Origin of the sequence: Streptomyces sp. SudanB182_2057 (assembly GCF_964272715.1) — a bacterium.
GTDB classification, from domain to species: Bacteria; Actinomycetota; Actinomycetes; order Streptomycetales; family Streptomycetaceae; genus Streptomyces; species Streptomyces rubradiris.
Genome location: NZ_OZ186798.1, coordinates 6,860,568 through 6,884,437 on the forward strand (window position 1 = coordinate 6,860,568; position 23,870 = coordinate 6,884,437).

The 23,870-nt window shown below is 68.9% G+C and carries 18 protein-coding genes, 2 rRNA genes and 1 riboswitch; of the genes, 13 read left to right on the forward strand and 7 right to left on the reverse strand.

From position 1 onward, the window contains the following. Positions 1 to 118: 118 nt before the first annotated feature. From ACSURM_RS30490 to ACSURM_RS30545, 12 genes are all read left to right on the forward strand, one after another. Positions 119 to 3,238, forward strand: a 23S ribosomal RNA gene (locus ACSURM_RS30490). Positions 3,239 to 3,329: 91 nt separating this feature from the next. Then, positions 3,330 to 3,446, forward strand: a 5S ribosomal RNA gene (gene rrf / locus ACSURM_RS30495). 107 nt (positions 3,447 to 3,553) lie between these two features. Further along, positions 3,554 to 4,162 (forward strand): CDP-alcohol phosphatidyltransferase family protein, encoded by a 609-nt coding sequence (locus ACSURM_RS30500; RefSeq protein WP_030603418.1) that lies wholly within the window; start codon positions 3,554 to 3,556, stop codon positions 4,160 to 4,162. A 115-nt stretch (positions 4,163 to 4,277) separates the two neighbouring features. Beyond that, positions 4,278 to 6,773 carry a sugar phosphate nucleotidyltransferase gene (locus ACSURM_RS30505; protein ID WP_436958985.1) on the forward strand — a complete coding sequence of 832 codons (2,496 nt, stop codon included), beginning with the start codon at positions 4,278 to 4,280 and terminating at the stop codon, positions 6,771 to 6,773. Between the two features lie 175 nt (positions 6,774 to 6,948). Continuing rightward, positions 6,949 to 7,857 carry a DUF881 domain-containing protein gene (locus tag ACSURM_RS30510; protein WP_436958986.1) on the forward strand — a complete coding sequence of 303 codons (909 nt, stop codon included), beginning with the start codon at positions 6,949 to 6,951 and terminating at the stop codon, positions 7,855 to 7,857. After that, a complete protein-coding gene (locus ACSURM_RS30515; protein ID WP_003988855.1) occupies positions 7,854 to 8,186 on the forward strand; it encodes a small basic family protein in 333 nt (110 codons plus the stop codon). The genes ACSURM_RS30510 and ACSURM_RS30515 overlap by 4 nt, the downstream gene beginning before the upstream one ends. A 5-nt stretch (positions 8,187 to 8,191) precedes the next feature. Continuing rightward, the gene (locus ACSURM_RS30520; RefSeq protein WP_436961212.1) at positions 8,192 to 9,073 is read left to right on the forward strand and encodes a DUF881 domain-containing protein; all 882 of its coding nucleotides are present in this window, start codon (positions 8,192 to 8,194) and stop codon (positions 9,071 to 9,073) included. 190 nt (positions 9,074 to 9,263) lie between these two features. Continuing rightward, entirely contained in the window at positions 9,264 to 10,094 is an 831-nt protein-coding gene (locus tag ACSURM_RS30525) for an FHA domain-containing protein (protein ID WP_189998659.1), read from the forward strand. A gap of 44 nt (positions 10,095 to 10,138) precedes the next feature. Further along, entirely contained in the window at positions 10,139 to 10,876 is a 738-nt protein-coding gene (gene ftsR / locus ACSURM_RS30530) for a transcriptional regulator FtsR (protein ID WP_436958987.1), read from the forward strand. Positions 10,877 to 10,961: 85 nt separating this feature from the next. Then, positions 10,962 to 11,435: a bifunctional nuclease family protein gene (locus tag ACSURM_RS30535; RefSeq protein ID WP_026253112.1), complete on the forward strand. Its 474-nt coding sequence runs from the start codon at positions 10,962 to 10,964 to the stop codon at positions 11,433 to 11,435. A gap of 262 nt (positions 11,436 to 11,697) precedes the next feature. After that, entirely contained in the window at positions 11,698 to 12,381 is a 684-nt protein-coding gene (locus tag ACSURM_RS30540) for a MerR family transcriptional regulator (RefSeq protein WP_436958988.1), read from the forward strand. 93 nt (positions 12,382 to 12,474) lie between these two features. Further along, positions 12,475 to 13,980, forward strand: coding sequence for a DNA polymerase IV (locus ACSURM_RS30545; protein WP_436958989.1), 1,506 nt, complete (start codon positions 12,475 to 12,477; stop codon positions 13,978 to 13,980). Here the strand turns inward: ACSURM_RS30545 and ACSURM_RS30550 are convergent. Then, a complete protein-coding gene (locus tag ACSURM_RS30550; RefSeq protein WP_436958990.1) occupies positions 13,902 to 14,273 on the reverse strand; it encodes a PRC-barrel domain-containing protein in 372 nt (123 codons plus the stop codon). The genes ACSURM_RS30545 and ACSURM_RS30550 overlap by 79 nt on opposite strands. 119 nt (positions 14,274 to 14,392) lie before the next feature. Then, positions 14,393 to 14,487, forward strand: a riboswitch (glycine riboswitch). 174 nt (positions 14,488 to 14,661) lie between these two features. Here ACSURM_RS30550 and gcvP point away from each other — a divergent pair. Then, entirely contained in the window at positions 14,662 to 17,547 is a 2,886-nt protein-coding gene (gene gcvP, locus ACSURM_RS30555) for an aminomethyl-transferring glycine dehydrogenase (protein WP_436958991.1), read from the forward strand. 64 nt (positions 17,548 to 17,611) lie between these two features. Here gcvP and ACSURM_RS30560 read toward each other — a convergent pair whose 3' ends face one another. From ACSURM_RS30560 to ACSURM_RS30585, 6 genes are all read right to left on the reverse strand, one after another. Continuing rightward, positions 17,612 to 18,031: a TOBE domain-containing protein gene (locus ACSURM_RS30560; RefSeq protein WP_436958992.1), complete on the reverse strand. Its 420-nt coding sequence runs from the start codon at positions 18,029 to 18,031 to the stop codon at positions 17,612 to 17,614. Positions 18,032 to 18,059: 28 nt separating this feature from the next. Then, complete coding sequence (locus tag ACSURM_RS30565) at positions 18,060 to 19,190, reverse strand: ABC transporter ATP-binding protein (RefSeq protein ID WP_436958993.1); 1,131 nt, start codon at positions 19,188 to 19,190, stop codon at positions 18,060 to 18,062. Continuing rightward, positions 19,187 to 20,047 carry a molybdate ABC transporter permease subunit gene (modB, locus tag ACSURM_RS30570; RefSeq protein ID WP_436958994.1) on the reverse strand — a complete coding sequence of 287 codons (861 nt, stop codon included), beginning with the start codon at positions 20,045 to 20,047 and terminating at the stop codon, positions 19,187 to 19,189. The genes ACSURM_RS30565 and modB overlap by 4 nt, the downstream gene beginning before the upstream one ends. Then, a complete protein-coding gene (gene modA, locus ACSURM_RS30575; RefSeq protein ID WP_436961213.1) occupies positions 20,044 to 20,865 on the reverse strand; it encodes a molybdate ABC transporter substrate-binding protein in 822 nt (273 codons plus the stop codon). Before modA ends, modB begins: the two co-directional genes overlap by 4 nt. 226 nt (positions 20,866 to 21,091) lie before the next feature. Next, the gene (locus ACSURM_RS30580; protein ID WP_436958995.1) at positions 21,092 to 21,487 is read right to left on the reverse strand and encodes a TOBE domain-containing protein; all 396 of its coding nucleotides are present in this window, start codon (positions 21,485 to 21,487) and stop codon (positions 21,092 to 21,094) included. A gap of 98 nt (positions 21,488 to 21,585) precedes the next feature. Then, a complete protein-coding gene (locus ACSURM_RS30585; protein ID WP_436958996.1) occupies positions 21,586 to 23,538 on the reverse strand; it encodes an amino acid transporter in 1,953 nt (650 codons plus the stop codon). Between the last annotated feature and the right edge of the window lie 332 nt (positions 23,539 to 23,870).

Here is a 23,870-nt window from a genome sequence, read left to right on the forward strand (position 1 = left end):
GGGTGTCTGAGGGAATGAACTTTCCTCAGTTGCCGGCCCCAGTGCACTCCGGATTCGTCCGGGGGTGATGGGTGGCTGGTCGTTGTTTGAGAACTGCACAGTGGACGCGAGCATCTGTGGCCAAGTTTTTAAGGGCGCACGGTGGATGCCTTGGCACCAGGAACCGATGAAGGACGTGGGAGGCCGCGATAGTCCCCGGGGAGTCGTCAACCAGGCTTTGATCCGGGGGTTTCCGAATGGGGAAACCCGGCAGTCGTCATGGGCTGTCACCCTTGCCTGAACACATAGGGCAAGTGGAGGGAACGCGGGGAAGTGAAACATCTCAGTACCCGCAGGAAGAGAAAACAACCGTGATTCCGGGAGTAGTGGCGAGCGAAACCGGATGAGGCCAAACCTACGACGTGTGAGACCCGGCAGGGGTTGCGTCGTGGGGGTTGTGGGATCTCTCTTCTACGGTCTGCCGGCCGTGGGACGAGTCAGAAACCGTTGATGTAGGCGAAGGACATGCGAAAGGTCCGGCGTAGAGGGTAAGACCCCCGTAGTCGAAACGTCAGCGGCTCGTTTGAGAGACACCCAAGTAGCACGGGGCCCGAGAAATCCCGTGTGAATCTGGCGGGACCACCCGCTAAGCCTAAATATTCCCTGGTGACCGATAGCGGATAGTACCGTGAGGGAATGGTGAAAAGTACCGCGGGAGCGGAGTGAAATAGTACCTGAAACCGTGTGCCTACAAGCCGTGGGAGCGTCGGAACGAGGCTTGCCTTGTTCTCGTGACTGCGTGCCTTTTGAAGAATGAGCCTGCGAGTTTGCGGTGTGTTGCGAGGTTAACCCGGGTGGGGAAGCCGTAGCGAAAGCGAGTCCGAATAGGGCGATTCAGTAGCACGCTCAAGACCCGAAGCGGAGTGATCTAGCCATGGGCAGGTTGAAGCGGAGGTAAGACTTCGTGGAGGACCGAACCCACCAGGGTTGAAAACCTGGGGGATGACCTGTGGTTAGGGGTGAAAGGCCAATCAAACTCCGTGATAGCTGGTTCTCCCCGAAATGCATTTAGGTGCAGCGTCGTGTGTTTCTTGCCGGAGGTAGAGCACTGGATAGGCGATGGGCCCTACCGGGTTACTGACCTTAGCCAAACTCCGAATGCCGGTAAGTGAGAGCGCGGCAGTGAGACTGTGGGGGATAAGCTCCATGGTCGAGAGGGAAACAGCCCAGAGCATCGACTAAGGCCCCTAAGCGTACGCTAAGTGGGAAAGGATGTGGAGTCGCAGAGACAACCAGGAGGTTGGCTTAGAAGCAGCCACCCTTGAAAGAGTGCGTAATAGCTCACTGGTCTAGTGATTCCGCGCCGACAATGTAGCGGGGCTCAAGCGTACCGCCGAAGTCGTGTCATTGCAGCATGAGGGCCAACGCCCGCTGTGATGGGTAGGGGAGCGTCGTCTGCCGGGTGAAGCGGCACTGGAAGGTAGTCGTGGACGGTTGACGAGTGAGAATGCAGGCATGAGTAGCGATACAAACGTGAGAAACGTTTGCGCCGATTGACTAAGGGTTCCTGGGTCAAGCTGATCTGCCCAGGGTAAGTCGGGACCTAAGGCGAGGCCGACAGGCGTAGTCGATGGATAACCGGTTGATATTCCGGTACCCGCTGTGAAGCGTCAAACATCGAATCCAGTGATGCTAAGGCCGTGAAGCCGTTCCGGACCCTTCGGGGAATGGAAAGTGGTGGAGCCGCTGACCCAAGTTGGTAGTAGGTGAGTGATGGGGTGACGCAGGAAGGTAGTCCATCCCGGGCGGTGGTTGTCCCGGGGTAAGGGTGTAGGCCGCAAGGTAGGTAAATCCGCCTTGCATACGGCTGAGACCTGATGCCGAGCCGATTGTGGTGAAGTGGATGATCCTATGCTGTCGAGAAAAGCCTCTAGCGAGTTTCATGGCGGCCCGTACCCTAAACCGACTCAGGTGGTCAGGTAGAGAATACCGAGGCGTTCGGGTGAACTATGGTTAAGGAACTCGGCAAAATGCCCCCGTAACTTCGGGAGAAGGGGGGCCACACCTGGTGAGAACACTTGCTGTTCGAGCTGGGGGTGGCCGCAGAGACCAGCGAGAAGCGACTGTTTACTAAAAACACAGGTCCGTGCGAAGCCGTAAGGCGATGTATACGGACTGACGCCTGCCCGGTGCTGGAACGTTAAGGGGACCGGTTAGCTCACTTTCGGGTGGGCGAAGCTGAGAACTTAAGCGCCAGTAAACGGCGGTGGTAACTATAACCATCCTAAGGTAGCGAAATTCCTTGTCGGGTAAGTTCCGACCTGCACGAATGGCGTAACGACTTCTCGACTGTCTCAACCATAGGCCCGGTGAAATTGCACTACGAGTAAAGATGCTCGTTTCGCGCAGCAGGACGGAAAGACCCCGGGACCTTTACTACAGTTTGATATTGGTGTTCGGTTCGGCTTGTGTAGGATAGCTGGGAGACTGTGAAGCTCGCACGCCAGTGTGGGTGGAGTCGTCGTTGAAATACCAGTCTGGTCGTGCTGGATGTCTAACCTGGGTCCGTGATCCGGATCAGGGACAGTGTCTGATGGGTAGTTTAACTGGGGCGGTTGCCTCCTAAAGGGTAACGGAGGCGCCCAAAGGTTCCCTCAGCCTGGTTGGCAATCAGGTGTTGAGTGTAAGTGCACAAGGGAGCTTGACTGTGAGACCGACGGGTCGAGCAGGGACGAAAGTCGGGACTAGTGATCCGGCGGTGGCTTGTGGAAGCGCCGTCGCTCAACGGATAAAAGGTACCCCGGGGATAACAGGCTGATCTTCCCCAAGAGTCCATATCGACGGGATGGTTTGGCACCTCGATGTCGGCTCGTCGCATCCTGGGGCTGGAGTCGGTCCCAAGGGTTGGGCTGTTCGCCCATTAAAGCGGTACGCGAGCTGGGTTTAGAACGTCGTGAGACAGTTCGGTCCCTATCCGCTGTGCGCGTAGGAGTCTTGAGAAGGGCTGTCCCTAGTACGAGAGGACCGGGACGGACGAACCTCTGGTGTGCCAGTTGTTCTGCCAAGGGCATGGCTGGTTGGCTACGTTCGGGAGGGATAACCGCTGAAAGCATCTAAGCGGGAAGCCTGCTTCGAGATGAGGACTCCCACCCACTTGATGGGGTAAGGCTCCCAGTAGACGACTGGGTTGATAGGCCGGATCTGGAAGCACGGTAACGTGTGGAGGTGACCGGTACTAATAGGCCGAGGGCTTGTCCTCAGTTGCTCGCGTCCACTGTGTTGGTTCTGAAACCACGAACGGCCCCGTATGGCCATATGCGGTGCGGCATTGTTCGACAGTTTCATAGTGTTTCGGTGGTCATAGCGTGAGGGAAACGCCCGGTTACATTCCGAACCCGGAAGCTAAGCCTCACAGCGCCGATGGTACTGCAGGGGGGACCCTGTGGGAGAGTAGGACGCCGCCGAACTCCTTTTGAAGCTCCGGCTCCTGGGCACTGCCCAGGAGCCGGAGCTTTTTTGCGTTGAGGTAAAGTCAGTGAGCATCATTGGCTCGTTTCGCACAGGAGGCCCCCGGGTGGAGGTCCAGGAGACCCGTGTCCAAACAGACCGGGTCCTCACCATCCCCAACATCCTCAGCATGGCACGGCTCGTCGGCGTACCCCTGTTCCTGTGGTTGATCCTCAGGCCGGAGTTCGGCGGCCCCAAGAGCGATGGCTGGGCCCTCCTCGTGCTGGCATTCAGCGGGGTCAGCGACTATCTCGACGGAAAGCTCGCCCGGCGCTGGAATCAGATCAGCAGCCTCGGCCGGCTCCTCGACCCCGCCGCCGACCGCCTGTACGTGCTTTCCACGCTCCTGGGGCTCACCTGGCGGGAGATCCTGCCGATCTGGCTGACCGCGCTCTTGCTCGCGCGTGAACTGGTCCTGCTGGTCATGGTGGGCATCCTCCGCCGGCACGGGTATCCGCCGCCCCAGGTGAACTTCCTCGGGAAGGCCGCCACGTTCAACTTGATGTACGCCTTCCCGCTCCTGCTCCTCAGTGACGGAAGTGGTTGGATCTCGTCACTCGCCGCTATTTTCGGATGGGCGTTCGCCGGATGGGGTACAACCCTGTATTGGTGGGCAGGAGTGCTCTACGTGGTACAGGTCCGCCGATTGGTTCGAGCGGACACCATGGCCGATTGAGCTCGGCTGATTGTCCAGACATAACGCCTCGATGGCCCGCGGTGTAAAAGTGCGGGACAATCTGGACGGGTGAAGTCGGCTAGACCGTCGTCTCTTGGAGGAGGACGCTTCCGACATGAAGGCCGTCGTGATGGCCGGGGGCGAAGGCACACGCCTGCGCCCCATGACCTCTAGCATGCCCAAGCCGCTCCTGCCCGTGGCCAACCGCCCGATCATGGAGCATGTGCTACGGCTGCTCAAAAGGCACGGGCTCACCGAGACCGTCGTCACCGTGCAGTTCCTGGCATCGCTCGTGAAGAACTACTTCGGTGACGGCGAAGAGCTCGGGATGGAGCTCACCTATGCCAATGAGGAGAAGCCACTCGGTACCGCCGGAAGCGTCAAGAACGCCGAGGAGGCGTTGAAGGACGATGCCTTCCTGGTCATTTCCGGCGATGCCCTGACCGACTTCGACCTCACCGAACTGATCAACTTCCACAAGGAGAAGGGCGCGCTCGTCACGGTCTGTCTGACCCGCGTGCCCAATCCGCTGGAGTTCGGCATCACCATCGTCGACGAGGAAGGCAAGGTCGAGCGCTTCCTGGAGAAGCCGACCTGGGGACAGGTCTTCTCCGACACCGTCAACACGGGCATCTACGTCATGGAGCCCGAGGTCTTCAACTACGTCGACCCCGACGTACCCGTCGACTGGTCCGGTGACGTCTTCCCGCAGCTCATGAAGGAAGGCAAGCCGATCTACGGCTATGTCGCCGAGGGCTACTGGGAGGACGTCGGCACGCACGAGAGCTATGTGAAGGCCCAGGCCGACGTCCTCGAGGGCAAGGTCGACGTCGACATCGACGGCTTCGAGATCTCGCCCGGCGTGTGGGTGGCCGAGGGCGCCGACGTGCACCCCGACGCCGTACTGCGCGGACCGCTGTACATCGGCGACTACGCGAAGGTCGAGGCCGGCGCGGAGATCCGCGAGCACACCGTCGTCGGCTCCAACGTCGTCGTCAAGAGCGGCGCCTTCCTGCACAAGGCCGTCGTCCACGACAACGTCTACGTGGGCCAGCACAGCAATCTGCGCGGCTGTGTCGTCGGCAAGAACACCGACATCATGCGGGCCGCCCGGATCGAGGACGGCGCGGTCATCGGTGACGAATGCCTGATCGGCGAGGAGTCGATCGTCCAGGGCAACGTCCGGGTGTACCCGTTCAAGACCATCGAGGCCGGCGCCTTCGTCAACACCTCGGTGATCTGGGAGTCACGCGGTCAGGCGCATCTGTTCGGCGCCCGCGGTGTCTCCGGCATCCTGAACGTGGAGATCACACCGGAGCTGGCGGTACGGCTCGCCGGTGCCTATGCGACGACCCTGAAGAAGGGCTCGACGGTCACCACGGCCCGCGACCACTCCCGCGGTGCCCGGGCCCTCAAGCGCGCGGTGATCTCCGCGCTCCAGGCCAGCGCCATCGACGTACGCGACCTGGAGAACGTACCGCTGCCCGTGGCCCGGCAGCAGACCGCGCGGGGCAGCGCCGGCGGCATCATGATCCGGACCTCGCCCGGTGTCCCGGACTCCGTCGACATCATGTTCTTCGACGGCCAGGGCGGAGACCTCTCCCAGGGCGGCCAGCGCAAGCTCGACCGCGTGTTCGCGCGCCAGGAGTACCGGCGGGCGTTCCCGGGCGAGATCGGCGACCTGCACTTCCCGGCGAGCGTCTTCGACTCGTACACCGGGTCGCTGCTGCGCAACGTCGACACGACCGGGATAGCCGAGTCGGGGCTCAAGGTCGTCGTGGACGCCTCCAACGGCAGTGCCGGGCTGGTGCTGCCCAGCCTGCTCGGCAAGCTCGGAGTGGACTCGCTGACCATCAACCCCGGTCTGGACGAGACCCGGCCCACGGAGACGGCCGAGATGCGGCGCAAGGGGCTGGTGCGGCTCGGCGAGATAGTGGCGTCCTCGGGGGCCGCGTTCGGTGTGCGGTTCGACCCCGTCGGCGAGCGGCTGTCGCTCGTGGACGAGAAGGGCCGGATCATCGAGGACGACCGGGCCCTGCTGGTGATGCTGGACCTGGTGGCCGCCGAGCGGCGCAGCGGGCGGGTGGCCCTGCCGGTCACCACGACCCGGATCGCCGAGCAGGTGGCCGCCTACCACGGCACCCAGGTCGAGTGGACCACCACGTCGCCGGACGACCTCACGCGCGTCGGGCGCGAGGAGGGCACCATCTTCGGCGGCGACGGCAAGGGCGGGTTCATCGTCCCCGAGTTCAGCGGCGTGTACGACGGCACGGCGGCCTTCGTACGGCTCATCGGGCTGGTGGCGCGCACGCAGCTCACCCTGAGCCAGATCGACGCCCGCATCCCGCGGGCGCACGTCCTCAAGCGGGATCTGGCGACGCCGTGGGCCGTCAAGGGCCTGGTGATGCGGCGCGTGGTCGAGGCCGCCGGGGACCGCTCCGTCGACACGACCGACGGGGTGCGGGTGGTGGAGACCGACGGACGCTGGGTGATGGTGCTGCCCGACCCGGCCGAGGCGGTCACCCATCTGTGGGCGGAGGGCCCCGACGACGCCTCCGCGCAGGCCCTGCTGGACGAGTGGGCGGAGGTCGTGGACAGCGCCGGCCGGTGATCGCGCACGCGCCCGGGGACATCGGCACGGCGTCCCCGGGCGCTTCCGGACGGCTCGGGACCGCGTAGACCCCCCGCACGCGCGCGTGCCGGACAAGTGTCCCCCAAGGGGGCCTGTCCGGCACGCCGGTGGGGCCGTTCGGAGGTACCGCTCGCGACATGCGACGATGTGCGGCATGCCGCAGCAACCCCCCGTTCGGAGCAGCCCCGCGCGGCCGCAGCGCCCGGACGCCTCCATGTCGTTGATCACCAACGTCATGGACCACAGCCTCGACGACGGTTACGCCGAGGCCGCCGCCCGGCGGAAGTCCGCGGGCGAGGGCGGTCTGCCCAAGACCCTGCGGGCCAAGCTGGGCCTGGCCGGGGGACTGGTCCTCGCGGCACTGGTGGTGACCGTGGGGGCGGCCCAGGCGCGGGTGTCGGCGCCCGTGGTGGCCAAGGAGCGCCAGGAACTGATCGACCGCGTCGACAGCGAGACCGCGGACGCGGACCGGCTGGAGAGCACCGTCGACAAGCTGCGCGACGACGTCGACGCGCGCCGGCGGGCGGCCCTGAGGTCGAGCGGCGGCAGCGCCGAGGCGGACCTGGTGGGCCTGCTGTCGGGCGCCACCGCGGTGCGCGGCCCCGGCGTCGAACTCGTCGTGAACGACGCCAAGGAGGCCGCCGGCGGCGGGGACGGCTCCAACCCCCGGGAGACGTCGGGCTTCTCCGACACCGGCCGGATCCGGGACCGGGACATGCAGCGCGTGGTCAACGGACTGTGGGCGTCCGGGGCCGAGGCGGTCTCCGTCAACGGGCAGCGGCTGACCGCCCTGTCCGCGATCAGGGCCGCGGGAGACGCGATACTGGTCGACAACAGGCCGCTGGTGCCGCCGTACACGGTGCTGGCGGTGGGGGACGGGCAGAGGTTGAGCACCAGGTTCCAGAACAGCGCCGACGGCCTGTATCTGCACGCCCTGGAGGAGAACTACGGCATCCGCGCCACCATTTCGACGGAGGGCGAGGTCCGGTTGCCCGCCGCTCCCAGTGTGATCGTACGTACAGCACAGCCGATGTTCGAGAAGACCGGGAAGGGCACATCGTGATCGCCGTACTGGGCCTCGTCGTGGGAGTCGTGGCCGGCCTGTTGGTCCGGCCCGAGGTTCCGGCCGTCGTCGAGCCGTATCTGCCGATCGCCGTCGTCGCCGCGCTGGACGCCGTCTTCGGCGGTCTGCGGGCCATGCTGGACGGCATCTTCGACGACAAGGTCTTCGTGGTGTCGTTCCTGTCGAACGTGGTCGTCGCCGCCCTCATCGTGTTCCTCGGGGACAAGTTGGGTGTCGGCGCGCAGCTGTCCACGGGGGTGGTGGTCGTCCTGGGCATCCGGATCTTCTCCAACGCGGCGGCGATCCGCCGGCACGTGTTCCGGGCGTGACCACCATGAGCGACCGGAACGAGCGGAACATCGAAGAGGGACGGCACGCCCACGCCGACCGGGACGACCGGCCGGGGAACGGGCTGCGCAGGGAGCTGCCGGCCGAGGTGCCGGTGCCCGCACCCGGCACCGGCCCGCGGGCCGAGGAGCGGTCCCCGCAGCCGCTGACGGGCCGGCAGCGGCTCGTCAAGGGCCTGTGGCCGCCGCGTTTCACCCGGGCGCAACTCATCGTCGCGCTGCTGCTGTTCGGTCTCGGCTTCGGCCTGGCCGTGCAGGTGGCGTCGAACAGCGACACCGACAGCGCGTTGCGCGGCGCACGCCAAGAAGATCTTGTACGTATCCTCGATGAACTGGATTCGCGTACTCAGCGTCTTGAGGACGAGAAGCAGGGACTCGAAAAGCAGCGTCAGGAACTGCAGAGCAGCTCCGACCAGGCCGCGGAGGCGCGCCGGCAGACCGCCGAGAAGGCGAGGCAACTCGGCATCCTGGCGGGCACCGTGGCGGCACAGGGTCCCGGCATCACCATGACGATCGAGGACACGAAGGGGACGGTCAAGGCGGACATGCTGCTCGACGCGATCCAGGAGTTGCGCGCGGCCGGCGCGGAGGCGATCCAGGTCAACGGGGTCCGGGTGGTCGCCGAGACCTATTTCGCCGACTCCGACAGGAGTGTCAGCGTCGACGGGAACAAGATCAACGCGCCGTATCGTTTCAGGGTCATCGGCAAGCCGCAGGACCTGGAGCCGGCGCTGAACATCCCTGGAGGCGTGGTGCAGACTCTGAAGAAAGAGCAGGCCACGGTGACTGTCGAGCGGTCGGACAAGATCGTCGTGGACGCCTTGCGGCGGGCGGAGCGGCCTGACTACGCTCGGTCGTCCTCCCAGTGAACCGGCGGTGCATGGGTGCCGTCGGGCAAGGGCATGAGGTTGCGGGGGGTCGGCGCACCGAAGGGGTGGTGCGTGGTGGAAACTGTTTGGCGGATACGGACGTTGTGAGAATGTCCGGCTCGGCCGGTGTAGGCAATCAGGGTTCGTCCTGCCCCACGGGCGGGTCTGTTTCGGTCAAGGGGAATCGCCCGTGAAGTTGTTTGCGAAGTTGTTCGGCAAGAGCGCGCGAGAGGGCAGCGACAACGCGACCGCTCGCCATCGCGCACAGCCTGACGCGGAGGGCCAGCGCCCGCTGTTCCGGGACCAGGTCGCTGGTCCGGGCGGTGACATTCAGGGAGGTCAGGGCGCGGCGTCGGTTGACCCTGCCCAGTCCGGCGGCATAGGTTTCGGGCAACCGTCAACCTCAGGTACGGGTGGAGGGTTCGCCTCCGGCCCGTACGCGTCCAATGCCCCGGCGGGGCAGCCGCGGCAGGAGGATCCGTCGATGTCGGTCCTGGTGTGTACGAGGTGCGGTAACCGCAATCCGGAGAACGCGCGGTTCTGTTCCCACTGCGGGGCGCCGCTGCGTCCCGGGCTGACGCCGGAGCGGGCTTCCGAGACGACGTCCACGATCTCCATCTCCGGGCTGGAGGCGTACGACTCCGAGGCGACCGGTCAGACGCCGCTGCCGATGCTCTCCCCGGAGGCGCAGGCCGCGGTGGACGCGCTGCCGCCGGGCTCGGCGCTGCTCGTCGTGCGCCGGGGGCCGAACTCGGGCAGCCGCTTCCTGCTGGACGGTGACCTGACGACGGCCGGCCGGCACCCGCAGAGCGACATCTTCCTGGACGACGTGACGGTCTCCCGGCGGCACGTGGAGTTCCGGCGCTCCCCGGACGGCTCCTTCACGGTGGCCGACGTGGGCAGCCTGAACGGCACGTACGTCAACCGCGAGCGCATCGACCAGGTCGCCCTGTCGAACGGTGACGAGGTGCAGATCGGCAAGTACCGGCTGGTCTTCTACGCGAGCCGGCAGGGCTACTGACCCGCCCCCGGACGGTGTCCGGGGGAACCCCAGAGGGAAGGTCCATGCTTCAAACACCGAGCGGCGGTGCCGGAAGCGGTACCGCCGCCAGGGACAGTGGGCTGATGAGCATCGGCACGGTGCTGAACGTGCTGCGCGACGAGTTTCCCGAAGTCACCATCTCCAAGATCCGCTTCCTGGAGTCGGAGGGGCTCGTCGAGCCGCGGCGGACCCCGTCGGGGTACCGCAAGTTCAGCGCCGGGGACGTCGAGCGTCTCGGCCACATCCTGCGGATGCAGCGGGACCACTACCTGCCGCTCAAGGTGATCCGGGAGCACTTGGACGCCATGGAGCGGGGCGAGGCCGTCCCGCTGCCCCTGGTCGGGCGCCAGCGCACCGCGCAGGACGCCCCCGCGGCCGTGGAGGGCCCCACGGTGGCCAGGGTGGGCAGGGCCGAGCTGCTGGCCGCGGCGGACATCGACGAGGGCGAGCTGAAGGAGTGGGAGTCCTACGGGCTCATCGCTCCGCTGGAGGACGGGGCGTACGACGCCGAGGCCGTCACGGTGGCCGCGCTGGTCGCCGAGCTGGGCCGGTTCGGGATCGAGCCCCGCCACCTCAGGGTGATGAAGGCGGCCGCGGACCGCGAGGCGGGTCTGGTCGACCAGATCGTGGCCCCGCTCAAGCGCCACCGCAACCCGCAGACCCGGGCGCACGCCGAGGCCCGTACGAAGGAGCTGGCGGACCTCACGATGAAGCTGCACGCGGCCCTGGTGAAGACCGCTCTCGGGGTGCGGATCCCGTGAAACGGGGGGTCCGCGGGCGGCCGGATCGGGCACCTGTTCCCGGCCCGACTACCCAAACGTCCCGGGCACGGCCTAGGGTTGCTGTGTGAACGAGCTCGATGTCGTAGGTGTCCGGGTCGAAATGCCCTCCAACCAACCGATCGTGCTCCTGCGCGAAGTGGGGGGCGACCGCTATCTCCCCATCTGGATCGGGCCGGGGGAGGCGACGGCGATCGCCTTCGCCCAGCAGGGCATGGCCCCCGCGCGACCGCTGACCCACGACCTGTTCAAGGACGTGCTGGAGGCCGTCGGCCAGGAGCTGACCGAGGTGCGCATCACCGATCTGCGAGAAGGTGTCTTCTACGCGGAGCTGGTGTTCGCCAGTGGGGTCGAGGTCAGCGCCCGCCCCTCCGATGCCATAGCGCTGGCTCTGCGCACCGGTACGCCGATCTACGGCAGCGACACGGTGCTGGACGACGCGGGCATCGCCATTCCCGACGAGCAGGAGGACGAGGTGGAGAAGTTCCGGGAGTTCCTGGACCAGATCTCCCCCGAGGACTTCGGCACCAGCAGCCAGTGAGCGGCCCGGCCGGCCCGTCGGACCAGGGGTTTCGCCCGGCGGGGCCGGTGGCTTCGGTACGCCCGTGGCTCTGGCACATGCCTGCGGCAGTATGAGCGTCCTACGGCTCGCCCCGAGCGCATTCGGCTAGCCTTTCCCCGCGGTGGGACACGGGAAACCACTCCTAGGGTGATTATCACTCGGCGTGCCGAGTGTGGCGATCGTTGACGCACCCCTGGTGACTGCCTACCGTCGAGAAGGCAGGTCAAGGACGGAGGTCGGCGTGAGAACCAGCGGCGACGGTACGGTCGGGGGTGCCCCGGGACGCGGTTTCGGGGAAAGCGGTCCGTACCCGCCCCCGAGCTCGCGGCTGCGCTCAGGCGGGGGACATGCCCATCCCGGCGGCGCGGTGGAGCACGCTCCGCAGCTGCCGACGGCGGTGCCGAACGGCGGAGGGGTGGCGTCCATGACGTCCGAGGAGATCGGCTACCGCGGGCCCACGGCCTGCGCTGCCGCCGGCATCACCTACCGACAGCTGGACTACTGGGCCCGCACCGGTCTGGTCGAGCCCAGCGTGCGGCCCGCCTACGGGTCGGGCACCCAGCGGCTGTACAGCTTCCGGGACGTCGTCGTCCTGAAGATCGTGAAGCGCTTTCTCGACACGGGCGTGTCCCTGCAGAACATCCGCACGGCCGTGCAGCACCTGAGGGAACGCGGTTTCCGTGACCTGGAGCGGATGACCCTGATGAGCGACGGCGCCACCGTGTACGAGTGCTCCTCGCCGGACGAGGTCCACGCCCTGCTCCAGGGCGGTCAGGGCATCTTCGGCATCGCCGTCGGCGTGGTGTGGCGGGACGTGGAAAGCGCCCTCTCCCAGCTGCACGGCGAGCGCGTCGACACCGGCGAGACCCTGGTCGGGCACAACCCCGCGGACGAGCTGGCGCGGCGGCGCAACCGGGCGGTCTGACGCGACGCACGGGCGGTTTCAGCACCGGCCGGTTCCGCCGAGGGGTGCCCCGGTGCCACCGCGTTGTCAGTGGCGTGGTGCAGCATCGGAGATGTGAGAAACGCGCCCACGATCCTGCATCTCGACATGGATGCCTTCTTCGCCGCGGTGGAGCAGGCGTCCAAGCCGAGCCTGCGCGGGAAGGCGGTCGTCGTGGGCGGGCTCGGACCGCGCGGTGTGGTTGCCACCGCGTCGTACGAGGCCCGGGTGTTCGGGGTCCACTCGGCGATGCCCATGGCGCAGGCGCGCCGGCTGGCCCCCAACGCCGCCTATCTGGTGCCGCGCTTCACCTTGTACCGGGCGATCAGCGAGCAGGTGATGACGCTGCTGCGGGAGCTGTCGCCGCTGGTGGAGCCGCTGAGCCTGGACGAGGCGTTCGTGGACCTGGAGGCCGGGGGAGCGGCCTGGGACGAGGAGTCGGCGCGCCGGGCCGGAGAGAGGCTGCGGGCGGACATCCGCGCGGTCACCGGGCTCACCGGTTCGGTGGGGCTCGCCGCCTCCAAGATGCTCGCCAAGATCGCCTCCGAGCAGGCCAAGCCGGACGGACTGGTGCTGATCGAGCCGGGTACCGAGCGGGACATGCTGGCGCCCATGCCGGTGCGTACGCTCCCGGGGGTCGGTCCGGCCACCGGGGACCATCTGCGCAGAGCCGGGATCACCACGGTGCGGGAGCTGGCGGAGGCGGGCGAGGACGAGCTGGTCCGGCTGCTCGGCAAAGCGCACGGGCAGGCGCTGTACGCGATGGCCCACGCCCGGGACGAGCGGCCGGTGGTGGCCGAGCGGGAGGCCAAGTCGGTGTCGGTGGAGGACACGTACGACGTGGACATCCACGACCGGGTGCGGGTCGGCCTGGAGGTGCAGCGGCTGGCCGACCGGTGCGTGCGGCGGCTGCGCGGGGCCGGGCTGTCCGGGCGGACCATCGTGCTCAAGGTACGGCGGTACGACTTCTCGACCCTGACCCGTTCCGAGACGCTCAGAGGGCCCACGGACGATCCCGCCGTCATCCGCGAGGCGGCGGCGCGGCTGCTGGACTCCGTGGACACCACCGGCGGGGTCCGGCTGCTCGGGGTCGGGGTGTCCGGGCTCGCCGACTACACCCAGGAGGACCTGTTCGCGCAGGCCATGCCGGTGCCGGTGGTGGAGGAGCCGGACGAGGCCGCCGTCGAGGCGGAGACGGAGCAGCCGGAGGCCGCGGAGCGGCACTGGCGGGCCGGGCAGGATGTGCGGCACGCCGAGTACGGGCCCGGCTGGGTGCAGGGGAGCGGGCTGGGGAGGGTGACGGTGCGGTTCGAGACGCCTCAGTCGGAGCCGGGGCGGGTGCGGACCTTTGCTGTCGACGATCCCGCGCTGGCGTCCGCGGACCCGTTGCCGTTGGTCGCGGACCTTTCCCGCCCGTCCGCCCTTCTCGGTCCGCCCGACAGTGACCGGCACGGGGCTTTGCCCCGGACCCCGGAGGAGTCCAGGGGTCGGGAGGAGCGTGGTCAGGTTTCTTCGGAGCCCGCCAGCCTGCCGAAGTCGTGGTCGGGGAGCGGGGGAGGGGAGGCCGTGTCGAGGCCGTAGTGGTGGTAGAGCCGGAGTTCCTGCTCGGGGGAGAGATGGCGGCCCACGCCGACGTCCGGTGCGCCCTTGATCAGGGCGCGGTCGAAGGGGACGCGCAGGGTGCCGTCGACGAGTTCGCTGGGTTCCAGGGGCACGAAGGCGTCCCGGGAGAACAGTCCGGTGCGTATGGCCGCCCACTCTGGCACGCCGGTCGCGTCGTCCAGGTACACCTCGTCGATCGTGCCGATCTTGGTGCCCTCGCGGTCGAACGCCTTGCGGCCGATCAGGCTGCGCGGATCGATGTCGGTCTGCACGCTCCCTCTCCCTCCACGTGGTCGCAACTCATCCGTAAGCACTACGAAAGAGCACATTGGAGGCGGCGGCCACTCGAAGGCTGCCCCATTGACCTCGCTGGTAGGCTGACAGCGGCTGCTGACCCCGCGCGGGAGAGTCCTCCGACCACCTCGGAGGCGCCGAAGGAGCAACTCCTCCCCGGAATCTCTCAGGCTCACGTACCGCACGGACGAGGTCACTCTGGAAAGCAGGGCGGGTGTCGACGGCTCCCGCCCTCACCGACGGTGAAAGCCGGAGCCCACGGGTGTCCGGTGAAGCTCTCAGGTGCAGATGACAGAGGGGGAGGCCGTCGGGGTGCCCGTGCCGGGGTGCCCCTCGCAGGTCGCGTCAGACCAGGAGGCCTCCGCAATGACCGCCCATCGCATTCCGCTCTCCGAACTCGAAGCGGGCATCCCGTTCGAGCAGCGCCACATCGGGCCCGACCAGGAGGCGCGGGCCAAGATGCTCGCGCAGGTCGGCTACGGCTCGCTGGACGAACTGACCGCCGCCGCGGTCCCGGATGTGATCAAGAACGCCGACTCCCTGGACCTGCCGGGCGCCCGCACCGAGGCCGAGGTGCTCGCCGAACTGCGTTCGCTCGCCGACCGCAACCAGGTCCTGCGCTCCATGATCGGCCTGGGCTACCACGGCACCTTCACCCCGCCCGTCATCCTGCGCAACGTCATGGAGAACCCCTCCTGGTACACGGCCTACACGCCGTACCAGCCGGAGATCTCCCAGGGCCGTCTGGAGGCCCTGCTGAACTTCCAGACGATGGTCGCCGAGCTGACCGGGCTGCCCACCTCCGGCGCCTCCCTGCTGGACGAGGGCACGGCGGCCGCCGAGGCGATGGCCCTGTCCCGGCGCATGGGCAAGAACAAGAAGGGCCTGTTCCTGGTCGACGCGGACGCGCTGCCGCAGACCATCGCCGTGATCGAGACCCGCGCCGAGCCGACCGGCGTGGAGGTCGTCGTCGCCGACCTGTCCGCCGGCATCCCGGCGGAGATCGCCGAGCGCGAGATCAACGGCGTGCTGCTCCAGTACCCGGGCGCCTCCGGTGCCGTACGGGACCTCAAGCCCGTCATCGACCAGGCGCACGAGCTGGGCGCCCTGGTGACGGTGGCCGCCGACCTGCTCGCCCTGACCCTGCTGACCTCGCCGGGCGAGCTGGGCGCGGACATCGCCGTGGGCACCACCCAGCGCTTCGGCGTGCCCATGGGCTTCGGCGGTCCGCACGCCGGCTACATGGCCGTACACGAGAAGTTCGCGCGCAGCCTGCCCGGCCGCCTGGTCGGCGTCTCCGTCGACGCCGACGGCCACAAGGCCTACCGGCTCGCGCTGCAGACCCGTGAGCAGCACATCCGCCGTGAGAAGGCCACCAGCAACATCTGTACCGCGCAGGTGCTGCTCGCCGTCATGGCCGGCATGTACGCCGTTTACCACGGGCCCGAGGGACTGAAGACCATCGCGCGGCGCACGCACCGCTACGCCACCCTCCTCGCCGAGGGCCTGAAGGCCGCCGGTGTCGAGATCGTCCACGGCGCCTTCTTCGACACGGTCACCGCGCGCGTGCCCGGCAAGGCCGCCGGGATCGTCGCCGCCGCCCGGGACAACGGCGTCAACCTGCGGCTGGTCGACGCCGACCACGTCTCCATGGCCTGCGACGAGACCACCGACCGGGCCGGGCTGGACGCCGTCTGGTCCGCCTTCGGCGCCGAGGCCGACATCGAGGCGCTGGACGCGACCGCCGAGGACGCCCTGCCCGAGGCGCTGCTGCGCACCGACGACTACCTCACCCACCCGGTCTTCCACCAGCACCGCTCCGAGACCGCCATGCTGCGCTACCTGCGCAGGCTGGCCGACCGCGACTACGCGCTCGACCGCGGCATGATCCCGCTGGGCTCCTGCACCATGAAGCTCAACGCGACCACCGAGATGGAGCCGGTCACCTGGCCCGAGTTCGGGCAGCTGCACCCCTTCGCGCCCGCCGAGCAGGCGCAGGGCTACCTCACCCTCATCCGCGAGCTGGAGGACCGTCTCGCCGAGGTCACCGGCTACGACAAGGTCTCCCTCCAGCCGAACGCCGGCTCCCAGGGCGAGCTGGCCGGTCTGCTCGCCGTCCGCGGCTACCACCGCGCCAACGGCGACGACCAGCGCACCGTCTGCCTGATCCCGTCCTCCGCGCACGGCACCAACGCCGCCAGCGCCGTGATGGCCGGCATGAAGGTCGTCGTCGTCAAGACCGCCGAGGACGGCGAGATCGACGTCGAGGACCTGCGCGCCAAGATCGAGCGGCACCGCGACGAGCTGGCCGTGCTGATGATCACCTACCCGTCGACGCACGGTGTGTTCGAGGAGCACGTCGCCGACATCTGCGCCCAGGTCCACGAGGCCGGCGGTCAGGTGTACGTCGACGGCGCCAACCTCAACGCGCTCGTCGGCCTCGCCAAGCCGGGCCACTTCGGCGGTGACGTCTCCCACCTGAACCTGCACAAGACCTTCTGCATCCCGCACGGCGGCGGCGGTCCGGGCGTCGGTCCGGTCGCGGTCCGGTCGCACCTCGCGCCGTACCTGCCGAACCACCCGCTCCAGCCGGAGGCCGGCCCGGAGACGGGCGTGGGCCCGATCTCGGCGGCCCCCTGGGGCAGCGCGGGCATCCTGCCCATCTCCTGGGCGTACGTCCGGCTGATGGGCGGCGAGGGCCTGAAGCGGGCCACCCAGGTGGCCGTGCTGTCGGCGAACTACATCGCCAAGCGCCTGGAGCCGCACTACCCGGTGCTCTACACCGGCCCCGGCGGACTGGTCGCCCACGAGTGCATCATCGACCTGCGCCCGATCACCAAGGCGACCGGCGTGAGCGTGGACGATGTCGCCAAGCGCCTGATCGACTACGGCTTCCACGCGCCGACCATGTCCTTCCCGGTGGCCGGCACCCTGATGATCGAGCCGACCGAGTCGGAGGACATCACCGAGCTGGACCGTTTCTGCGACGCGATGATCGCCATCCGCGCGGAGATCGAGAAGGTCGGCTCGGGCGAGTGGCCCGCGGAGGACAACCCGCTGCGGAACGCCCCGCACACCGCTGCGGCGCTGGGCGGCGAGTGGGCGCACGCCTACAGCCGTGAGCAGGCCGTCTTCCCGGCCGGCGGCTCGGCCGCCGACAAGTACTGGCCGCCGGTGCGCCGCATCGACCAGGCCTTCGGCGACCGCAACCTGGTGTGCTCCTGCCCGCCGCTGGACGCCTACGAGGACTGAGCGAACCGCCGCTCGTAAGGCCCCGCCCGGAACGTCAGGTTCCCCGGGCGGGGCCTTTCCGTTGTTACGGGGCCGCCAGCGCGACCTCGGTCGCCTTGATCAGGGCGATGACCTCCGAGCCCGCGAAGAGGCCGAGGTCGGCGACCGCGTCCCTGGTGATGACGGCGGTGAGTTCGCCGGCGGCCGTGGCGACCTTCACGGAGGCCATGACCTCGCCCGGACGGACCTCGGTGACGGTGCCGGGGAACCGGTTGCGGATGGACAGCCCTTCGGCCGGGCGGGCGGCGAGGGCGACCCCGGTGGACTTCACCAGGGCGTGCACGGGCCGGCCGGGCGCGAGGGAGAGCTGCTCGGCGGCCTCCAGGGTGATGGCGGCCAACAGGTGCGGGCCGCCGTCCAGCCGGACGTCGACGGTGGCCATGACCTGGCCTGCGTGGACCTCGGTGACGGTGCCGGGCAACTGGTTGCGGATGCTCAGGGTCATGGGCACCCACCGTAGGGCGCGGGTCCGGTCAGGCCGGGTATGCGTGGGTCTGGGTCGCCTTCACCGTCGCCCAGACCGGTGCACCGGGGCGCAGGCCCAGCTCGGCGGCGGCCACCGTCGTCAGGTCCGCGGCGAGCGGGAGTTCGCCGGTGAGGTCGGCGCGGATCCGGTCGCCGTGCGTCTCCAGGCCGGTGACCTCGCAACGCCACAGGTTGCGGGCGCTCACCCCGGAGGGCCGGTCCCGGAACAGGGTCACGGCGGACGGCGGGAACGCCACGAAGGCCGGTCCGGACAGCTCCTCCGTCGTAGTGATCGCGGGCCCGTAGTCGAGCCGTACGGTGTGCCCGGCGGCCTGTCCCCGGTAGAGGTTGAGGCCGACGAGCCGGGCGATGTAGTCCGTGCGCGGGTGCCGGGCGATGTCGGCAGGGGCGCCGCGCTGTACGACCCGGCCGTGCTCCACGACCACCAGGCGGTCCGCGAGCACCATGGCGTCCAGCGGGTCGTGCGTGACCAGTACGGAGACCGCCTCGAACTCGGCCAGATGGCGGCGGAGCCCGGCGCGGACCTCCAGGCGGGTACGGGCGTCCAGGGCCGCCAGCGGCTCGTCCAGGAGCAGCAGGCGGGGGCGGGTGGCGAGGGCGCGGGCGAGGGCCACGCGCTGGGCCTGGCCGCCGGACAGACGGCGTGGCTTGGTGGCCGCGTGGCCGGCCAGGCCCATGCGGTCCAGCCAGGCCGCCGCCTGAGCGCGGGCCTCGGCCTTGCCCACGCCCTGGCAGCGGGGGCCGAAGGCGACGTTGTCCAGGGCGGACAGGTGGGGGAAGAGCAGGTAGTCCTGGAAGACGACGCCGACCGGACGGGCCTCGGGGGGCGTGTGCTCCAGGGGGGTGCCGTCCAGGCGCAGGTGGCCGTCCGTGAGGGGGGTGAGGCCCGCGAGGGCGCGCAGGGCGGTGGTCTTTCCGGCGCCGTTGGGGCCGAGGAGGGCGACGACCTCGCCGGGGGCGGCCGTGAGGGTCACGTCCAGGCGGAAGGCGGGGCGGTCGACCACGAGGCGGGCGTCGAGGCCGGTCGACGGGGGCGGAGCGCTGTCGGCGGGTTCGGGTGGGGTGGGGGTGGTGCTGTCGGCGGGTCGCTCGTCGGGGTGGCGGTCGGTGTGGGTCATGGGGTTGTCATCCAGCGGTCCCTGAGGGCTGCCAGGACCGCGATCGACACGGTGAGCAGCACGAGGCTGAGGGCGATGGCGGCCTCCGGGTCGTTCTGGAGGGCGAGGTAGACCGAGAGGGGCATGGTCTGGGTGCGGCCGGGGAAGTTGCCCGCGAAGGTGATCGTCGCGCCGAACTCGCCGAGCGCCCGCGCCCAGGCCAGCACCGCGCCGGCCGCGATGCCGGGCGCGATCAGCGGCAGCGTGACCCGGCGGAACGCGGTGAAGCGGGAGGCGCCGAGCGTGGTGGCCGCCTCCTCGTAGCGCGGGTCGGCGGCGCGCAGGGTGCCCTCGACGCTGATCACCAGGAACGGCATCGCCACGAACGCCTCCGCGATCACGACCCCGGTGGTGGTGAACGGCAGCGTGATCCCGAACCACGCGTCCAGCCACCGCCCGACGACCCCGTTGCGGCCCAGGGCCAGCAGCAGCGCCACGCCGCCGACGACCGGAGGCAGCACCAGCGGCAGGGTGACCAGGGCCCGTACCAGGCCACGGCCGGGGAAGTCCGTACGGGCCAGCAGCCAGGCCAGCGGCACGCCGAGGACGAGGCTCACGGCGGTCGCCGCGGTGGCGCTGATCAGCGACAGCTGGAGCGCCTGCCACACCTCGGTGCTGCCCAGCTGCTCCGGCAAGGAGCGCCAGGGCGCGCGGACGAGCAGCGCGAGCAGCGGCAGCAGCAGGAACGCCAGCGCCAGCAGGCCCGGCAGCAGCAGCGGCAACGGCACCCCGCGCCGGCCGCCCGCGCCGGCGCGGCGGCGTCGCGGCGGGCCCGTGCGGAGGCCGGCCGCGGCGCCGGGCTTGTCGGGCGAGGTCACGGCTTGAGGAACCCGGCCTCGCCCAGCACCTTCTGGCCGTCGGCGGACCGCACGAGGGCGATGAATGCCCGGGCCGCCTCGGCATTCTGCCCGTTCTTCAGCACGGTGATCGGGTAGTCGTTGACGGCGCCGGCGGACTCGGGGAACTCCACGCCCTGCACCTTGCCCTTCGCGGCCCTCACATCGGTCTTGTAGACGACCGCGGCGTCCGCCTCGTCCAGCTCCACCTTGTTCAGGGCGCTCTTGACGTCCTGCTCGTAGGAGACCGGGGTGAGCTCGATCCCGGCGGCGTCCAGGGCCTTTCGCGCGGCGGCACCGCAGGGCACGGTCCTGTCGCACAGGACGACCTTCAGCCCGGACTTGGTGAGGTCCTTCAGGGAGGACACCTTCGCGGGGTTGCCCGGCCGGGTGGCGATCTCCAACTGGTTGCGCACGAAGGTGACCGGGGCGCCGGACGCTTCTCCCGCGTCCGACACGGTCTTCATCGTCCTGGAGCTGGCCGCGGCGAAGACGTCGGCGGGGGCGCCGCCGGTGATGCTCGCGGCGAGGGTGTCGCTGCCGCCGAAGCTGAAGCTGACCTTGGTCCCGGGGTGCCGGTGCTCGAACTCCTTGCCGAGGGCCGTGAAGCTCTCCTTCAGGGAGGCGGCGGCGAACACGGTGACCGTGCCGGACAGCTCCGGGGAAGCCGACGGGCCCGAGGAGCCGGATTTCCCGGACGAGTCCGACGAGGAGGAACAGGCGCTCAGGGCCAGCGCGGCGGCGGCTCCGGCTCCGGCCAGTCGCAGCATCCGCCGGGTCCGGCGCACGGAACGGGTCATCACGGATCGACTCCTCGGTTCTGGGACAACGGTCGCGCCCTGGCACGCCCGTTGATCGGCCGTGCGGCGATGATACTGCCGCATCTGCGAGGCAGAAGTCTCCTGTCGCATCGCATGAGCCGGGAGTACGGGGCTTGTAGCTTGCATGTGCGTTCGTACGGCATGGGTGTCGGGGGCGTGGCCGGGGCGGTGGAGACAGGGGGAGCGGCCCCGGGGCGCGGGCCGGTCAGACGCGGTCGATGTGCACGTTGGTCGACTTCACGCGCGCGGTGGCCTCCATGCCGACCTCCAGGCCCAGTTCCTCCACGGCTTCCCGGGTCAGCAGCGACACCAGCCGGTGCGGGCCCGCCTGGATCTCCACCTGGGCGGCTACGTCGCCGAGCTTGATCGCGGTGACGATGCCGGGGAAGGCGTTGCGGGCGGAGGTGTACGAGGTCTCTTCCTCGCCGCTGTCACCCTTGGCGAGTTCGACGGAGAACGCGGCGAGGTCCCTGCCGTCGATGAGCCGGCGCCCGGACTCGTCGCGATGGGTGGCCACCCGGCCCGCGTCGGCCCAGCGGCGGGCGGTGTCGGCGCTGACGCCGAGCAGCCGCGCGGCCTGGCCGATCGTGTAGGACTGCATGCCGGTCACGATAGGGGCAACCGCCGGGAACCATGTGTTCGGGGCCGACCACACCGGTATAACGCGATATAGCGTGGCTGCTTGGTGTTACGGCCGGCTCAACCGGTGTGCACCCGGGGGCGGCGTTCGCGGTCCGGTTCCGCCACGCGTAGTACCTCACGGGTGACCGGGGCGACCTCGCCCTGGCCGAAGAGGAAGAAACGGAGGAAGTTGGCGAACGGATTGCCCTCGGTCCACTCGAAGTAGATGTGCGGGGTGCGGCCCGTGGTGTCCCGGACGTGCAGCAGCAGCGCGGCGAGGGCGTTCGGGACGGAGGCGGACTCCAGCGTCAGCACCCGGTAGCGGTCGTGCAGCACCTCGCCGCGCACGGCCAGCCCCGCCTCGAACTCGGACGGATCGGTGACGGTGACCTCGACGAAGACGAAGTCCTCCTGCTCCGGCAGGTCGTTGTCGGCCCTGATCTGCTCGGCCTTGTCCCGGTATTCGGCCTGGTCCCGCCGCCCCGGCTTGTTGGCGATGAAACGGATGCGCCGGTGGGCCATGTCCCGGACGAACCGCTCCGCCATCGGGTCGAGCGACACGTGGGTCACGCGCAGCTCGAAGGCGCGGGCCAGCCGGGACAGCAGCGATATCAGCATGATCCCGACGATGAAGCAGGCACCGATCTTCACACCGTCGGGACGCTCGATGACGTTCACCACGGTCGTGTAGAGGAACACCGCCGAGATCGCCCCGAACGCCAGGGTCCAGCCGCGCTGGCCCGCCCTGCGCGCGGCGATGGTCACGGCGATCGCGGCGGAGCTGATCAGCACCAGCACACCGGTGGCGTAGGCACCGCCCTGCTTGTCGACGTCGGCGTCGAAGATCCACGTCACCAGGAAGGCGACCAGGGTGAAGACGATGACCATCGGGCGTACCGCCCGGGCCCAGTGCGGGGCCATGCCGTAGCGGGGCAGGTAGCGCGGCATCAGGTTGAGCAGTCCGGCCATGGCGGAGGCGCCCGCGAACCACAGGATGGCGATCGTCGAGACGTCGTACACCGTGCCGAAGGCGTTGCCGAGGTACTCGTGCGCGAGGTAGGCGAGCGCGCGGCCGTTGGCGTCGCCGCCCGGCTTGAACTCCCGCTCCGGGATGAGCAGCGTCGTGATGAAGCTGGTGGTGATCAGGAAGCAGCTCATCACCAGCGCGGCGGTGGTCAGCAACTTCTTGGTGTCCCGGATCCGGCCGGCCGGCCGCTCGTCGGTGTCACCCGGGTCGCCTTGGACGTGCGGCATGACGGCGACGCCGGTCTCGAAGCCGGACAGGCCGAGGGCGAGTTTCGGGAAGACGATCAGCGCCACGCCGATCATCACGAAGACGTTGCCGTGCTCCGTGGTCAGCGCGCCGGTCCAGTCGGTGATCACATGCCCGGCGGTGACGACGTGCCACAGGCCGGTGATCACGACGACGACGTTGAGCAGGAGATAGACGCCGACCAGCGCGACCGCGACGCCGATGGCCTCCAGGAAGCCCTTGAGGAACACCGCGCCGAGCAGGGCCACCAGGAACAGGGTGATCAGCATCTGCTTGCCCTGAAGGGCCTCCGTCAGATGCGGGTTCTCCACCAGGTGGGTGGAGGCGTCGGCGGCCGAGAGCGTGATGGTGATCAGGAAGTCGGTCGCCGCGAATCCCAGCAGGGTGAGGACGAACAGCTTGCCCTTCCAGAAGGAGAGCAGCCGCTCCAGCATCGCGATGGACCCCTCGCCGCGCGGGCTCTCCTCGGCCACACGCCGGTAGACCGGCAGGGCGCCGGCCAGCGTGACGACGACCAGCACGATGGTGGCCACCGGTGACAGCAGACCGGCCGCCAGGGCCGCGATGCCGGGCTGGTAACCGAGGGTGGAGAAGTAGTCGACACCGGTCAGGCACATCACCCGCCACCAGCGCTGGCCCTTGTGGGCGGGCTCCGGCTCGGCGTGCGGACCCGGATGCTGTTTGGCCAGGTCGGACAGACCCTCCAGCATCCAGGCGCGCAGGCGGCCGGTACTGGGAGGGCGTTCGGTCGTGGCCATCGGCGTGCTCCTGACGTACGGCGGCTCTTTCCGGCCATCACCCGGACGGCGGCACCAGCGTAAGCAGAGAGTGACGCTCGGGCCTGCGGATCATCGGGTCGACGGCGTCAAGCTTGCGTTAAGAATGGCCCGCGAACGCCGGGGGCGCAGGAAGAAGGGGAGGCCGGGACCGGTCCACCGAGCCGGCGCCGAGTGGGCGACCTGACGGTGGGGCTGCCGGGTACGACTGGGCGACGGCCACTGAGGGTCATGGCGTACGAGGGGCGTACGAGGGGGCGTGCCGGGGGGGTGAGGTCGCCCGGTGTCATGCGGCACGGGGCACGGAGCACGTA